A 15,327-nucleotide genomic window follows, 5' to 3' on the forward strand; every position below is an offset into this window, starting at 1 on the left:
CTGCGTCGGAGGCGCCGATCACAGAGAGCCGCGGTGCCCGATGCCGGAAGACAAGCCCGCGTCGCGGGCACCGAGCATCTACGACGTCGCCCGCGCGGCCGGCGTCTCGCACCAGACCGTCTCCCGGGTCCTGAACGACCATCCGAGCCTCCGCGCCGAGACGAAGAAGCGCGTGCTCGAGGTCATGGCCGAGCTCGACTACCGCCCCAACCTCGCCGCGCGGGCACTGGTCACCAGCCGCACCCGCACCGTCGGCGTGCTGTCCTCGCAGAGCCTGCAGTACGGTCCGGCCTCCAGCATCCAGGCCATCGAGGTGGCGGCGCGCGACGCGGGCTACCTCGTCGTCACGGCCAACGTCGACGGCACCGACGGCGCGTCGATCCAGGCCGGGATCCGGCATCTGCTCAACCAGGCGGTCGAGGGCCTCGTGGTCGTCGCCCCGCAGATCCGCGTCTTCGACATCCTCTCCGGAGTCGCGCTGCGCATCCCGCACGTGACGCTGCAGACGAGCGAGGACGACCGCGACGACGCGCTCTACGTCGACCAGATGGCCGGCGCCCGCATCGCCACCGGGCACCTGATCGACCTCGGGCACACCGAGATCGTGCACCTCGCCGGCCCGCAGGACTGGATCGAGGCCGAGGCGCGGATGCGCGGCTACCTCGCCGAGCTCGACCACCGCTCGATCCCGCTGCGCCCGCCGCTGCTCGGCGACTGGAGCGCCGAGCGCGGCCACCGCGTGGGCCTCGAGCTCTCGCGCTTCCTCGACTTCACCGCGGTGTTCGCGGGGAACGACCAGATGGCACTCGGACTGATGAGCGCGTTCCACGAGCGCGGGGTCCGCGTGCCGGAGGACGTCAGCGTCATCGGCTTCGACGACATCCCCGAGGCGGCGTTCTACTGGCCGCCGCTGACCAGCGTCCGCCAGGACTTCGTGGAGCTCGGACGCCGGTGCGTGGCCGCGCTGCTCAGCCTGATCGAGGGCGACCGGCCGGAGAAGGCGGCGCCGATCGCTCCGCAGCTGGTCGTCCGCGGATCCACGGCCGTCCCCCGGAGCGCGAGCGTCACCGCCTCGCGCTGACCGGCGGCCGCGACGCCCTCGCGCCGCGACCGCCCGGGATCACTCGCCGTGAGCGGCGATCGACACGTCGTTCCAGCGCTTCCAGGTCTCGAGGCGCGACTCGTAGTCCGCCGTCGCGATGCCCAGCGGCGCACGTCCGAAGAAGATCCGCAGCGGCGGCTCGTCCGCGTCCACGACCGCGAGGATCCCGAGACGCGAGGCCCGCGGGTCGCCCTGCTGCGCGGCGGACGGGCGTCGGCTCGCGGCCTCGCGGACCTCGTCGTACGCGGCGATCGGCTCGCTGCGCGACGCGGAGGGACCGGACCAGTCGGTCGAGTACCCGCCGGGCTCGACGAGGGTCACGTGGATCCCGAAGCCGGCGACCTCGGCGGCCAGCGACTGGGTGAAGCCCTCGAGCGCCCACTTCGACGCGTGGTACGCGCCGATCGAGGGGAACGCGCTGATGCCTCCGATGCTGGACACCTGGACGATGTGCCCCGAGCCCTGCTCGCGGAGGATCGGCAGCGCGGCCTGGGTGACCCAGAGGGCGCCGAAGACGTTGGTCTCGAGCTGCGCGCGGACCTCCTCCTCGGTGAGCTCCTCGATCATGCCGAAGTGCCCGTAGCCGGCGTTGTTGATCACGACGTCCAGGCGCCCGAAGCGCTCGGCCGCGGCCTGCACGGCGGCGAAGCCGGCCCCGCGATCGGTCACGTCCAGGGTCAGCGGGAGGAACGTGTCCGGGTACTCCTCGACGAGAGCGTCGAGGGTCTCGATCCGGCGGGCGGTGCCGGCGACCGAGTCGCCGCGCTCGAGAGCCGCCTCGGCCCACTCGCGGCCGAAGCCCTTCGAGGCGCCGGTGATGAACCAGGTCTTCGTCATGGTGTGCGTCCTTTCGACAGTGCTGGACGCAACGCACGCGGCCCCTGCTCCCTTCCACGGCCGGGGACCCTTGACAGCACGCGGTGGAGGGCGGAGGACGGGCCGCCGGGAGCCGCCGATGTCCCGTTACCGAGTCGAGACATCCGCGTTGACACGAACGGCGCCGTCGGGTCTAGCATGACGCAATGTGATCGCTCACATGGCATCACAGCTCCGCCCCGATCCCGAGGGCGGCCCTGCATCCACTGCATTCAATGACGAAGGAATCACAGTGACCACAATGAAGCGCGCTCTCATCGCCGGCATCGCCGGCGGAGCGATGATCCTCTCCCTCGCCGCCTGCTCCTCCGGAACCGGTGGCGGCTCGGGCTCGGGATCCGGCGACGGCGGCCTCGTCGGCGTCGCGATGCCGACCAAGTCGTCCGAGCGCTGGATCGCTGACGGCAACAACGTCAAGTCGCAGCTCGAGGAGGCCGGCTACCAGGTCGACCTGCAGTACGCCGAGGACGACATCCCCACCCAGGTCTCGCAGCTCGAGAACATGATCACCAAGGGCGCCAAGGCCCTGATCGTCGCCTCGATCGACGGCACCACCCTCACGAGCGTGCTCGAGGAGGCCAAGGCCAACGACATCCCCGTCATCGCCTACGACCGCCTCATCCGCGACTCCGAGAACGTGGACTACTACGCCACCTTCGACAACTACAAGGTGGGCGTCCAGCAGGCCACCTCGCTCCTCGCGGGCCTGGGTCTCACCGACCTCACCGGCGCGAAGGCCGCCGACGCCCCCGCCGGCCCCTTCAACGTCGAGCTGTTCGCCGGAAGCCCCGACGACAACAACGCCACGTTCTTCTTCAACGGCGCGATGGACACCCTCCAGCCGTACATCGACGACAAGACGCTCGTCGTGAAGTCCGGTGAGACCGACTTCAACACCGTCGCCACGCTCCGCTGGGACGGCGAGGTCGCCCAGAGCCGCATGGAGGACATCCTCACCAAGACGTACTCCGACGGCTCCAAGGTCCAGGGCGTCCTCTCGCCCTACGACGGCCTCAGCCGCGGCATCATCTCGGCTCTGACCGACGCCGGCTACACCGTCGGCTCCGACTTCCCGATCATCACCGGTCAGGACGCCGAGCTCGACTCCGTCAAGGCGATCATCGCCGGCGAGCAGTACGCGACCATCTACAAGGACACCCGCGAGCTCGCCAAGGAGGCCGTGAAGATGGCCCAGGCCGTGCTCGAGGGCACCGAGCCCGAGGTCAACGACACCGACACCTACGACAACGGCAAGAAGGTCGTCCCGGCCTTCCTGCTCGAGCCGGTCATCGTCACCAAGGACCAGATCCAGTCCGTCCTCGTCGACGGCGGCTACTACACGGATGCGGAAGTGAACGGCTAGTCCTCTCTCCTCACCCGAGAAGGAACACCCCGGGAGGGCGCCCAGTGGGCGCCCTCCCCCACTACGAAGGAAGGGAGGCGGCGTGACCTCGAACATCCTCGAGATGCGCGGCATCACCAAGACGTTCCCGGGCGTGAAGGCGCTCCAGGACGTCACGCTCAACGCACAGCGCGGCGAAGTCCACGCGATCTGCGGGGAGAACGGCGCCGGCAAGTCGACGCTGATGAAGGTCCTGTCGGGTGTCTACCCGTACGGCACCTACGAGGGCGACATCGTCTTCGAGGACGAGGTGATGCAGTTCTCCAGCATCCGCGACTCGGAGGCGAAGGGCATCGTCATCATCCACCAGGAGCTGGCCCTCAGCCCCTACCTCTCCATCGCGGAGAACATCTTCCTCGGCAACGAGGTCCGCGGCTTCGGCGGCCTGATCGACTGGAACAAGACCAACCAGGAGGCGGCGTCGCTGCTGGCCCGGGTGGGTCTGCGCGAGAACCCGACGACCAAGATCCTCGACATCGGAGTCGGCAAGCAGCAGCTCGTCGAGATCGCGAAGGCGCTCTCCAAGCGGGTCAAGCTGCTCATCCTCGACGAGCCCACCGCGGCACTCAACGACGAGGACTCGGACCACCTGCTCGACCTGATCCTGCACCTCAAGGAGCAGGGGATCACGTCGATCATCATCAGCCACAAGCTGAACGAGATCAAGAAGATCGCGGACACCGTCACGGTCATCCGCGACGGCAAGACCATCGAGACGATCGCCCACGACGACGTCACCGAGGACCGCATCATCAAGGACATGGTCGGCCGCGACCTGGACCACCGCTACCCGGACCACACGCCGCACATCGGCGAGGAGATCCTGCGCGTGGTCGACTGGACCGCCCACCACCCCCAGGACCCGACCCGCGTCATGGTGGACAAGGTCAACCTGACGGTGCACCGCGGCGAGATCGTCGGCATCGCCGGGCTGATGGGCGCCGGGCGCACCGAGTTCGCGATGAGCCTCTTCGGCCGCTCCTACGGCAGCCGCATCTCGGGCCAGGTCTTCAAGGCCGGCAAGGAGATCAAGATCCGGAACGTCTCGGAGGCGATCGCCCACGGGCTCGCCTACGCGACCGAGGACCGCAAGCACTACGGCCTCAACCTCATCGACGACATCAAGCGGAACATCTCGCTCGCGTCGCTCGACAAGGTGGCCCGCGGCGGACTGGTCGACGACAACCGCGAGTTCGAGGTCGCCAACGAGTACCGCGGCAGCATGAACATCAAGTCGCCGACCGTGCTCGCCAAGACCGGCAAGCTCTCGGGCGGCAACCAGCAGAAGGTCGTCCTGTCGAAGTGGATCTACTCCGACCCCGACGTCCTCATCCTCGACGAGCCCACCCGCGGCATCGACGTGGGTGCGAAGTACGAGATCTACACCATCATCAACCGGCTCGCGGCGCAGGGTAAGGGGATCATCGTCATCTCCTCCGAGCTGCCGGAGCTGCTCGGCATCTGCGACCGCGTCTACGCGCTGTCGGAGGGCCGGATCACGGGCGAGCTGCCCATCGCCGAGGCGACGCCCGAGGCGGTCCTCACCCTCATGACCCAGGAGAAGCAACGATGACCGATCTGCAGAACGAACCGTCCACCGCGGCCGGTGCGCAGGTGAAGCCCACCGAGAACGCCTTCACGAAGCGCCTCAGCCACGTGCTGGGCGACCTCGGCAAGAACGGCATCTTCATCGCCCTCATCGTGGTGGTGCTGCTGTTCGAGGTGATGACCGGCGGAATCCTCCTCCGCCCCCAGAACATCTCGAACCTGATCGTCCAGAACGGCTACATCCTGATCCTCGCCATCGGCATGGTGATGGTCATCGTGGCCGGGCACATCGACCTCTCGGTCGGCTCGGTCGCGGCGTTCGTCGGAGCGATCTCGGGCGTCTTCGCGGTCAACATGGGTCTCCCGTGGTGGCTGTCGATCGTCCTCTCCCTCCTCATCGGCGCCCTGGTCGGAGCGTGGCAGGGCTTCTGGATCGCGTACGTCGGGATCCCGGCGTTCATCGTGACCCTGGCGGGCATGCTGATCTTCCGCGGCCTGGCGCTCGTCGTCCTCGGCAACGCGAACATCGGCTCCTTCCCGACCGAGTACCGCGCGCTGGGCAACGGCTTCCTCACCGACCTGTTCGGCGAGACCGACCTCGACCCGCTGTCGCTCGTCATCGGCGCGCTCGCGATCGTCGCCTTCGCCGTGCAGTCCGTGCGCACCCGCCGCGGCCGCCAGAAGTACGCGCAGAGCGTCGAGCCGGGCGCCTGGTTCGTCACCAAGCTCGTCCTCGTCTCCGTCGTGATCGCGGCCTTCTCCTTCGCGCTGGCCACCTTCAAGGGCATCCCGGTCACCCTGATCGTGCTCGCCGTGCTCGTCCTGATCTACGGCGTGGTCATGAACCGCTCCGTCTTCGGCCGTCACGTCTACGCGATCGGCGGCAACCTGCACGCCGCGGAGCTGTCCGGCATCAAGACCCGCAACGTCACCTTCTGGCTGTTCGTCAACATGGGCGTCCTCGCGGCGCTGGCCGGCCTCGTCTTCACCGCGCGACTCAACCTCGCCGGCCCGAAGGCGGGTGACGGCTTCGAGCTCGAGGCCATCTCGGCCGCCTTCATCGGCGGCGCGGCGGTCCAGGGCGGCGTCGGCACCATCGGCGGCGCGATCATCGGTGGCCTCATCATCGGCGTCCTGAACAACGGCATGTCGATCATGGGCATCGGCATCGAGTGGCAGCAGGCGGTCAAGGGCCTCGTGCTCCTGCTCGCGGTCGCCTTCGACGTCTACAACAAGCGCCGCTCGGGCGGACGCTAGGCCCTGCGGTCGTGCCCGACTGGTCGCGGTTCCTGCCGCTGAGCACCGGGCCCTCGGTCGACGAGACGGGCGTCAGCAACGACTGGCGCCCCCTCGTCGCCGAGAGGCTCGACCGCCTCGCCGTCCTGGCCGCCTCCCCCTCCACCACGGAGGGCGAGGCGGCCAGTGCCGTCTCCCGGGACGCCCTGCTCGGAGAGCTCGTCGTGCGGCTCTCGAGCAGCACCGGCCAGCGCCTCGCGACGCGGATGGGCGCCCGCGAGGCCTCCTCCCCTCCTCCTCCCGCCGAGGTCGCCCCGGCCCTGGCCGCTCTCGCCTCCGCTCGCCGCGCCGGCGCCGGTCCCCGCTCGGTCGCCGAGCTGGTCGAGGTCGTCCGCGTCGAGCTCGCCCTCTCCCCCGAGCCGCTCGCCCTCTCCTCCCGCATCACCGGCGGGGTGGCCCTGGACCGCCTGCAGCGCGCGCCGCTCGCGATCCGCGCCGCCGTCCGCGGTCGCACCCTCGCTCCGACCGACGCGGAGTGGGAGCTCGGCTCCGGCCCCGCCCTGCGCGTGCCGGCCGACGCGATCCTCCGCTTCCTGCTCGGCCTCGGGCCCTTCCCCGCCGAGCCGACCGCCTAGGCGGCGCCGCCACCTGCCCCCGGGCGGAGGCGGCGCCGCGCCGGTCGTAGCATCGGAGGATGACGCGCTCACTGCCGAGAAGCACCCCGTCCGCCCGCTCCGTCGACGCCGAGGGGGTGCTCGCCTTCGTCGACGCGGTCGAGGCCGCTCCCGGCGTCGAGCTGCACGGGCTGATGGTCGTGCAGGGCGGCGACGTCGTCGCCGAGGGCTGGTGGGCGCCGTACTCGGCCGAGCGACTGCACCTCTTCTACTCGCTGAGCAAGAGCTTCACCGCGACCGCCGTCGGCCTCGCGGTCGCCGAGGGCCTGGTCGACCTGGACGCCACCGTCCTCTCGTACTTCCCCGAGCTCGACGACGAGATCACCGACCCGCGCTCGCGTGCGATCCGCGTCCGCCACGTCCTCGCGATGGCGAGCGGCCACTCCGCCGAGACGATCGACCGCGCCGAGGAGAGGGACCCGGCCGACCTGGTGCGCGGCTTCCTCCTCCTCCCGCCGGAGCAGGAGCCGGGCAGCGTCTTCGCCTACAACCAGCCCTGCACCTTCGCCGCCGCCGCGATCGTGCAGCGCGTGAGCGGGCAGTCGCTGACCGACTACCTGCGCCCGCGCCTGCTCGATCCGCTCGGCATCGGCGAGGTCGCCTGGCAACGCGACGACTCGGGGCGCGAGCTCGGCTACAGCGGCCTGCACGCCACCACCGAGGCGGCCGCTGCGCTCGGACTGCTGTACCTGCAGGAGGGGCGCTGGGACGACCGGCGGATCCTCTCGCCGGAGTGGGTCGCCGAGGCGTCCCGCGCGCACGTCCCGACCCACGAGGACGGCGGACCCGACTGGCAGCAGGGCTACGGCTTCCAGTTCTGGCGGTCGCTGCACGGCTACCGCGCGGACGGCGCGTACGGGCAGTTCAGCCTGATCGTGCCCGAGCGCGAGCTCGTGATCGCACTGACCGGCCAGACCTCGGACACGCAGACGCTGCTCGCGCTCGCCTGGGAGCACCTGCTCCCCGCCGTCGGCCGCGGGTCCACGGCGGAGGCCGACGCCCGGCTGGCCGACCGGCTGTCGGAGCTCGCCCTGCCCCCGCTCGAGGGCGCCTCCCCCGCGACCGGGAGCTACACGCCGGTCGGATCGTGGCCCGACGCCGTCGAGGTGACGGCCGACGAGGGCGGCTGGACGCTCGCGCTGATCGAGGGCGACGAACGCTTCGCCGTGACGCCCGGCGCGGGAGCCTGGACCGTCGACGGGCCGTTCGCGGCGAGCGCCGGACCCTCGGGCGACGGCGTCCTGGTCGACGTCGTGTTCCTCGAGAACCCGCACCGCCTGCACGTCGAGCTCGCTCCCGACCGCACCGCCCGCGTCCGCTGGGAGACGGAGCCGCTGCACGGCGGCCCGCTCGCCGGGCTGCGCGCCCCGCGCTGACGGCAGGACCCGCTCCGCTCATCCGTCGCGAACGGCCCGTCCGCCCCTCGGCGACGGGCCGTTCGCGACGGATCGAGTGGGGTCGCGCTCGGCCGTGCGGACCGCGTACATCGGGCGGTGCTCACCGGGGGTCGACCGTCTCCGCTACTTCCCGTCGATCCGGCCGACGGCGGCCCCGTGGTGTCGGAAGGCGTCCCGCGCGGCGCCCCAGCTCCGCGGATCGACGCCGAGCGCGGTGCGGAGGTAGGCGGTGCTCAGCCGCTGCAGCGCGGCGACGCGCTCGGGGTCCGCGTCTGGTCGTCTCCGCCACCGAGTCCCCGACGATCCCGCCGAGCGAGTGCTCCGCACCGTGGAGGGTCAGCAGGTCGGAGGCACCGGGGCTGTGCGTGAAGGCGTCGGTGAACCAGTCGGGGCCGCGCCGCGACATCCGCGACTGGTCGCGGTCGCCCGCGACGACCAGGGTCGGTGTGGTCAGCTCGGCGAACGAGGGCCGCAGGAAGGGGAAGTGCTCGCGGGCGAACGGCGCGAGGTCGTCCCCGGCGAGCCCGGTCGCCGCGAGCAGGATCCCGGCGCGGACCCGCTCGTCCGAGAGGTCGGCTCCGGCGGTGCCGTCGTCGTCGAGGACGCGGGCGCCGAGGAGGGCCTGCGCGGTCTGCCCGCCCCAGGAGTGGCCGGCCACGGCGATCCGGGCGCGGTCGATCCGTCCGGCGAGGCCGGGGACGGCCGCCTCGAGGGTGTCGAGCCGGTCGAGGGAGCGGGTCAGGTCGGCGATCCGCTCCGTCCAGATGCTCGGGAAGACCGGGTGGTCGAAGCCGAAGCCGTTGCGGCGGGAGTCGAGGTGGGTGGGCTGGATCACGACGAAGCCGCGGGACGCCCAGAAGGCGGTCAGCGGGGCGTAGCCGTCGAGGTTCCAGCCGTTGCCGTGCGAGAACAGCACGACGGGCAGATCCGACCCCGTCGTCGGGGCCGAGACGCGGACCTCGAGCGGGACGGGGCGGCCGGGGGCGTCGAGCACGACCGGAGCGAGGGAGACGACGGGGGCGCCGGGTCCGACGACGCGGTCGAGGGAGTCGAGGAGCGGAGTGGGCACGAGGGTCCTTCCTGGGGGGCGGCGCTCTGGCACAATCGTCGGAGCGCTGCTCCGGAACATTGCGGAGCACTGCTCCGGAACGTGATGGAGCTGCGCTCGGAGACATTACGGAGCGCCGCTCCGAAAAGCAAGGAGAACCGATGAGCGACCGTGCGCCCCGCACGCCCGGCCGACCGCGGACGAGTCGCGACGCTCTGCTCGCCGCCGCGGCGACGGTGTTCGTGGCCTCCGGCGTGGACGCGCCGGTCCGCGAGATCGCGGCGGAGGCCGGCGTCGGCATGGGGACGATCTACCGGCACTTCCCGACCCGCTCGGAGCTCGTGGTCGCCGTCTACCGCCACCAGGTCGAGGCCTGCGCGGAGGCGGGCCCACGGCTGCTCGCCGACAGCGCGACCACGGAGGCCGCCCTCCGGGCCTGGGTCGCCCACTTCGTCGACCTCCTGGTGACCAAGCACGGCCTCGCCGGTGCGCTCCAGGGCGACAGCGCCGGATCCGACGCCCTGCACGCCTACTTCGTGGAGCGGCTCGTCCCCGTCTGCGGCGACCTGCTCGAAGCGGCACGACCCGCCCGGATCCTGGCGTCGAGTCTCAGCGGCTACATGCTCCTCAAGGGCATCGGCAACCTCTGCATCGGCGCCGCCCACGATCCGGACTACGACGCCGACACCCTCGTGCAGGCCCTCGTCACCGGAGCGCTGCAGGCGGATCAGCCCTGATCGCCTCCATGGTCCGCTCGACCGCGTCCTCGACCGCCGCCCTGCGGCTCGCGTCGTCCTCGCGCTCGGACTCGTGGACGAAGACGGCTCCGCCGCGCCGGGCTCCGCAGTAGTCGATGATCCCGTGCTGGATCTGCGTCAGCAGCGCCTGCTCGTAGCCGTGCCGCTCGTAGGTCCCGGCGGAGTCCCCCGCGACGAGGACGAGGTGGACGGTCAGAGCGCCGAGTCTGCGCCGCGTGCCATGGACGGGATCGATGTCGAAGGCCCAGCCGGCGATGAACACCCGGTCGATCCAGCCCTTCAGCAGCGCGGGCATCGACCACCAGTAGACCGGGAAGACGAGCACGAGGTGGTCGACGCCGTCGAGCCGGCGCTGCTCGCGCAGGACGTCGTCGGGAACGGGGCCATCGCCGCGGTAGCGGTCCCGGTCGGCCGCGCCGAACCGCGGATCGAAGCCCTCGGCGTCGAGGTCGGCCGCCGCCACGCCGTCCGGACCGAGCTCCTCCTGGAGCCGTCGCGCGAGAGCGGCGGTGAGCGAGTCGGGGTCGGGATGCGCGGTGACGAGGAGCGTGCTCATCGCTCCAGTGAACCGCACCCGCCCTGCGGCACCCCTGGCAGGATGACCCGGTGACTCCGCACCGCTCCCCCCGTCGCCCGGATGTCGTCTCCGTCGAGCTCGTCGGCGGACCGGAGCCGCTGGAGCTCGCCCTGCACGAGTACGACCCCGAGTGGTCCGCCCTGTTCGAGGAGCACCGGCGGCGCATCCTCGACGCGGTCCCGGGCGTGCGGGTCGAGCACATCGGCTCGACCTCCGTCCCGGGCCTGCCCGCGAAGCCGATCGTCGACGTGCTGGTCGTCGTGCCCGACATCACGGCGGAGGAGGACCACGTCGCGCCGCTGCTCGCGGCCGGCTACGTCCTGCGCACCCGCGAGCCCGGGCACCGGCTCGTCCGCACCCCCGGACGGGACGCCCACGTGCACGTCTACGAGGAGGGGCATCCCGCGATCGACGCGTACCTCCTCCTGCGCGACCGGCTGCGCACCGACCCGGCCGACCGCGAGCTCTACCGCAGCACGAAGGCGTCTCTCCTCCTCCGGCGCTGGGAGGACGGGAACGACTACGCCGAGGCGAAGTCCGCCGTGATCGCGGCCATCCTCGAGCGCGCGAGATCCTCGCAGCTCTGAGATCGATATCCGGAACTACTGCAGAGCACTTGCATGCTTCGGAGAGCACGGGTTAGCGTCGGGAAGAGATCTACCTGCCCTGGGCGGCGGACGCGGCGACCGCGGCGGACGGCTCCGTCGTGGGCGTGCCGACCGACGTGGGCGGCCTCAGCTTCGCCTACCGCGCGGACCTGTTCGAGCAGGCAGGCCTCCCCACCGATCCGGACGAGGTCGCCGCGCTCTGGAGCGACTGGGACGGCTTCCTCGCGACCGGCGAGAAGTACACGGCCGCGACCGGCAAGCCCTTCGTCGACAACGTGGAGACCAGCGTCTTCTACTCGACGATCAACCAGGTCACCGAGAAGTACTACTCCCCCGACGGCGAGCTCGTCTACGACACGAACCCGCAGGTGGAGGACGCCTTCGACATCGCGGTGAAGGCCCACGACGCGGGGATCAGCGCCGGCATCGCCGCCTTCTCCTCCGGCTGGGCACCCGGACGGGCGAACGGCTCGTTCGCCGTGACCGTCGCTCCGTCCTGGATCCTCCAGGGCATCACGACCGACGCCCCCGACACCGCGGGGAACTGGCGCGTCACCTCGGTCCCCGGAGTCGGCGGCAACTGGGGAGGCAGCGTCATCGCCATCCCAGCGCGGGCCGAGCACCCGCAGGCCGCGTGGCAGTACATCCAGACGATGATGTCGGCGGAGGGCCAGGAGGACCACTTCGCCACCTCCGGCACGTTCCCCGCCGCCACCGCCGCCCTGCAGAGCGACAGCGTCCGCGCCTACACCGATCCGTTCTTCGGCGACTCGAGGATCGGCGAGGTGATCGCGAGCTCGGTCGAGGACTTCCCCTCGTTCGTGAACGGCCCCGACACCGGAGCGATCGGCGCCGCCCTCTCGGGGGCGCTGGTCGAGCTGGAGTCGGGCAACGTCTCCTCCGCCGACGCCTTCTCGAGCGGGCTCGACAGCGCTCGCCAGGCGGTCGGCGGCTAGGCCGCACCGCACGTCCGATCGCCCTCGAGCCCTCCGGCCCGGGGGCGATCGCGGTTCGAGCGGCATCGGATGATCGCCGGTTCGCGGAGCGCGCCTTCCAGCCGGGCGGAGCGCTCGTGCCGGAAGGTCGAGCAGCAAGGACCGGGCCCGCAGCCGTCGGGATCCGGCGATCGAGTGGATTCGGATGTTGACGTCATCAGACCCTCGTGGAAGCCTGATGTTTGCGTGAACATGCGCGAAGTCCCCGGTGCAAAGGAGCACAGCATGACGTCTCGACCACGAACGGCCGCCGCGGCGGTGGCCGCGCTGCTCGTCGCAGCACTCCTGGGAGCAGGAGCGCAGTCGGCCTCGGCCGCCGTGGCCACGGATCCCGACGACGGAGTGCCGCGCACCTCGACGCCCGTGACCTACACCGACTACCCGGCGGTCCAGGACCCGGGCAGCACCGCGGCCGGCTACTTCCAGCCCTACTGGTACGACACCGACGGCCGCCACATCCAGGCGCACGGCGGCCAGATCGTCACCGTCGAGGAGGGCGGTCAGCAGGTCCAGTACTGGTACGGCGAGGACCGCACGAAGGGCTACTGGAACAGCCCCGGAGTCGCGGTCTACCGCTCCACCGACGGCCACAACTGGGAGAACAAGGGCACCGCGCTCCGCAGCGTCTCGGCTCCGGCCGACCTCGAGGCCCCCTACTTCGACGCGCTCTACGACACCGTCGACGACTCCGGAGCCCCTCGCGCCGACCGCATCGCGGAGCTCGACTACCACCTCGACACGACGCAGGCCTCGCCGAACACCGCCATCTTCGAGCGCCCCAAGGTCCTCTTCAACGAGAAGACCGGCAAGTGGGTCATGTGGTGGCACTCCGACGGCCGCATCACCCCGGGCGGCAGCACCTACGCGCGCTCGATGGCGGGAGTAGCCGTCTCGGACAGCCCGACCGGGCCCTTCACGCTCCAGGGCGTCTACCGCCTCTACAACCGCACGGACTACAAGGCCTGCACCACCTCCGCCGTGCCCGGGCAGGCGCGGGACATGACCGTCTTCCAGGACGAGGACGGCACCGCGTACATCTCCTACTCCTCCGAGGAGAACTACTCGCTCTACGTGGCGAAGCTGGACGCCGACTACACCAACGTCGAGCGGACCACCACGACCGACACCCTCGACGCGAACCAGTACTCGGCCGACGGGACGTACCCCTACGTCTTCGCCGACGGTGCGGCCGGAGCACCGGTGCGCGGCACCGACTTCCAGATCGTCAAGGAGTGCGGACACCTCGAGGCGCCCGCGATCTTCGCCAACGGCGGCAAGTACTACACGATCGCCTCCGGGGCGACCGGCTGGGCGCCGAACCCGCAGACCTACTACACCGCCGACTCGATCCTCGGCGCGTGGACCCGCGGAGTCGAGAAGGGCGACGCCGACGAGAACGTCGCCTACAACGCGATCCCGGAGGGCGGCGACGGCCTGCTCTCGATCGGCGACTCCCGCAAGACGACCTTCGGCTCGCAGTCGACGAACGTCCTCACCCTCGCTCCCGGCAAGTACGTCTACATGGGCGACCGCTGGAACGAGGGCAAGTCGGACTCGACCTACGTCTGGCTCCCGATGACGGTCGGCGAGAACGGCCGCCTCGAGATGCGGAATCCGGCTCAGGAGGACCCGGCGCGCTGGGGATCCGGCTGGAACCTCTCCTACTGGGACGACAAGGGGGTCGGCGAGGGCGTCTGGTCGGTCGTGGACGCCCGTCTGCCGAAGCAGGTCCGCCGCGGCGCCGACATCGCCGCCGCGCTCCCCTCGACGGTCTCGGTCTCGAGCAACGGCTCGACCCGCGACGTCGCCGTGACCTGGGCCGCCCCCGGCCCCGCCGAGCTCGGCACGGTGCAGGTGACGGGCACGCTCGCCGCCGACGCCGGATTCTCCTCCGGTCGCCGCTTCACCCGCACGATCGAGGTGGCGGAGCCGGGCATCGCGAACCTCGCTCCCGGAGCGTCGGTCGCGGTCTCGAGCCGCACGGACCTCGCCGGCAAGCTCATCGACGGCGATGTGAAGGGCAAGGGCTGGGACGACTGGTCCTCGGCCGGCTACCCGCGCGACAGCCGCCTCTCCTTCTCCTGGGGCGCGGCGCAGAACCTCGACTCGGTGACGATCAGCACCTACAAGGACGGTGCGACCGCGACCTGGCCCTCGAGGATCGAGGTCGAGTACCAGGTGAACGGCGCATGGACGACCTCCTCGGTCGCCACCACCCTCAGCCAGGCCGCGACCGGATCCGCCCCGACGGCGATCCTCGACCTGTCCTCCCTGCCCGACACCACGGGCCTCCGCCTGCACCTCACCAGCGCGGCGAACACGTGGCAGTCGGTCTCGGAGGTGCAGATCTGGGGCACCGCGCCGCCGACGAACGTCTGCCGCGTCCCCGGAGCCGCGGTCTCGGCGTCGTTCAGCCAGACGAAGTACGCGACCCTCCCCGCGAAGAACGCCTGCGACGGCAACGTGAGCACCCCCTGGTCGACCTGGACCGACGGCACCTTCGCCGGCAGCGCCGAGTTCACGCTGACGAACACCGAGGCGCACCGCGTCGCCGGGCTCACCTTCACCAACACCGAGGGCACCCTGGCGTCGGTGAGCGTGGCCTACCGCGCCGAGGACGGCACCTGGAAGCCGACCACCGCGCAGAACGTCGCTCCGGCGGCGAACGGCACGCTGACCACGATCCCGTTCGCGGCGGTCTCGGCCACCGGCCTGAAGCTGACCTTCTCCACGCCGGGCTCGTTCCTCAAGATCGGCGAGATCGTCGTCCCCGAGGCGGCCGCCCCGGCGCTGACTGTGCCGGTGACCGTGACGTCGCGCTGCGTCGCCGGGAAGGCGGTGCTGACGGTCCTCGCCAAGAACGGCGGCACCGCTCCGATCGACGTCGCGATGGCCTCGGCCTACGGCTCGAAGACGGTCACCGGGGTGGCCGCGGGCGCGAGCGGATCGGCCGCGTTCACCACCCGCCTGGCGAGCATGCCGGGCAGCCAGGTGACGGTGACCGCGACGGCGGGCTCCGAGACCCTCGCGCAGACGGTGGCCTACCCGGCCCGCGTCTGCTGAGCGCACGGCGGCCGGTCGTCCGGTCGTGACGGAGGAGGGAGTG

General features: G+C 71.1%; 13 protein-coding genes. 10 read left to right on the forward strand and 3 right to left on the reverse strand.

The features are described from left to right. The first annotated feature begins 40 nt into the window (after nucleotides 1-40). On the forward strand, nucleotides 41-1,081 hold the full coding sequence (locus tag C5C27_RS13625) for a LacI family DNA-binding transcriptional regulator (RefSeq protein WP_104234510.1): 1,041 nt from the start codon (nucleotides 41-43) through the stop codon (nucleotides 1,079-1,081). Between the two features lie 39 nt (nucleotides 1,082-1,120). Here the strand turns inward: C5C27_RS13625 and C5C27_RS13630 are convergent, their stop codons facing one another. Further along, nucleotides 1,121-1,939 carry an SDR family oxidoreductase gene (locus C5C27_RS13630; RefSeq protein WP_104314672.1) on the reverse strand — a complete coding sequence of 273 codons (819 nt, stop codon included), beginning with the start codon at nucleotides 1,937-1,939 and terminating at the stop codon, nucleotides 1,121-1,123. 280 nt (nucleotides 1,940-2,219) lie between these two features. Between C5C27_RS13630 and chvE the strand changes: the two genes are divergently transcribed. The 5 genes from chvE to C5C27_RS13655 all read left to right on the forward strand — a co-directional run bounded on the left by chvE (nucleotide 2,220) and on the right by C5C27_RS13655 (nucleotide 8,214). Further along, nucleotides 2,220-3,341: a multiple monosaccharide ABC transporter substrate-binding protein gene (gene chvE, locus C5C27_RS13635; RefSeq protein ID WP_104238238.1), complete on the forward strand. Its 1,122-nt coding sequence runs from the start codon at nucleotides 2,220-2,222 to the stop codon at nucleotides 3,339-3,341. 82 nt (nucleotides 3,342-3,423) lie between these two features. Then, nucleotides 3,424-4,953 carry a multiple monosaccharide ABC transporter ATP-binding protein gene (gene mmsA / locus C5C27_RS13640; RefSeq protein ID WP_104238239.1) on the forward strand — a complete coding sequence of 510 codons (1,530 nt, stop codon included), beginning with the start codon at nucleotides 3,424-3,426 and terminating at the stop codon, nucleotides 4,951-4,953. Beyond that, nucleotides 4,950-6,185 carry a multiple monosaccharide ABC transporter permease gene (gene mmsB / locus C5C27_RS13645; protein ID WP_104224982.1) on the forward strand — a complete coding sequence of 412 codons (1,236 nt, stop codon included), beginning with the start codon at nucleotides 4,950-4,952 and terminating at the stop codon, nucleotides 6,183-6,185. The genes mmsA and mmsB overlap by 4 nt, the downstream gene beginning before the upstream one ends. Before the next feature lie 11 nt (nucleotides 6,186-6,196). Further along, nucleotides 6,197-6,799, forward strand: coding sequence for a hypothetical protein (locus tag C5C27_RS13650; RefSeq protein ID WP_104238240.1), 603 nt, complete (start codon nucleotides 6,197-6,199; stop codon nucleotides 6,797-6,799). Between the two features lie 59 nt (nucleotides 6,800-6,858). Next, nucleotides 6,859-8,214, forward strand: a complete 1,356-nt coding sequence (locus C5C27_RS13655) for a serine hydrolase (RefSeq protein ID WP_104314673.1) — start codon at nucleotides 6,859-6,861, stop codon at nucleotides 8,212-8,214. Between the two features lie 121 nt (nucleotides 8,215-8,335). Here the strand turns inward: C5C27_RS13655 and C5C27_RS13660 are convergent, their stop codons facing one another. Beyond that, nucleotides 8,336-9,304, reverse strand: a complete 969-nt coding sequence (locus C5C27_RS13660; protein ID WP_219813177.1) for a chlorophyllase — start codon at nucleotides 9,302-9,304, stop codon at nucleotides 8,336-8,338. Nucleotides 9,305-9,444: 140 nt separating this feature from the next. On the opposite strand from C5C27_RS13660, the gene C5C27_RS13665 reads away from it, so the two are divergent. Further along, the gene (locus tag C5C27_RS13665) at nucleotides 9,445-10,020 is read left to right on the forward strand and encodes a TetR/AcrR family transcriptional regulator (RefSeq protein ID WP_104314674.1); all 576 of its coding nucleotides are present in this window, start codon (nucleotides 9,445-9,447) and stop codon (nucleotides 10,018-10,020) included. On the opposite strand, the gene C5C27_RS13670 is transcribed toward C5C27_RS13665, so the two are convergent. Then, nucleotides 9,989-10,597 carry an NAD(P)H-dependent oxidoreductase gene (locus C5C27_RS13670; protein ID WP_104314675.1) on the reverse strand — a complete coding sequence of 203 codons (609 nt, stop codon included), beginning with the start codon at nucleotides 10,595-10,597 and terminating at the stop codon, nucleotides 9,989-9,991. The two genes, C5C27_RS13665 and C5C27_RS13670, sit on opposite strands and share 32 nt — an antisense overlap. A 50-nt stretch (nucleotides 10,598-10,647) precedes the next feature. Here C5C27_RS13670 and C5C27_RS13675 point away from each other — a divergent pair, with 50 nt between their 5' ends. From C5C27_RS13675 to C5C27_RS13685, 3 genes are all read left to right on the forward strand, one after another. Beyond that, complete coding sequence (locus tag C5C27_RS13675) at nucleotides 10,648-11,205, forward strand: GrpB family protein (RefSeq protein ID WP_104314676.1); 558 nt, start codon at nucleotides 10,648-10,650, stop codon at nucleotides 11,203-11,205. Nucleotides 11,206-11,279: 74 nt separating this feature from the next. Next, a complete protein-coding gene (locus C5C27_RS13680; RefSeq protein WP_258066754.1) occupies nucleotides 11,280-12,182 on the forward strand; it encodes an ABC transporter substrate-binding protein in 903 nt (300 codons plus the stop codon). Between the two features lie 264 nt (nucleotides 12,183-12,446). Then, complete coding sequence (locus tag C5C27_RS13685; RefSeq protein ID WP_104314678.1) at nucleotides 12,447-15,284, forward strand: discoidin domain-containing protein; 2,838 nt, start codon at nucleotides 12,447-12,449, stop codon at nucleotides 15,282-15,284. The last annotated feature ends 43 nt before the right edge of the window (nucleotides 15,285-15,327 follow it).

The sequence above is a fragment of the Rathayibacter sp. AY2B7 genome, from assembly GCF_002931635.1.
In the GTDB taxonomy this organism is placed as follows: Bacteria; Actinomycetota; Actinomycetes; order Actinomycetales; family Microbacteriaceae; genus Rathayibacter.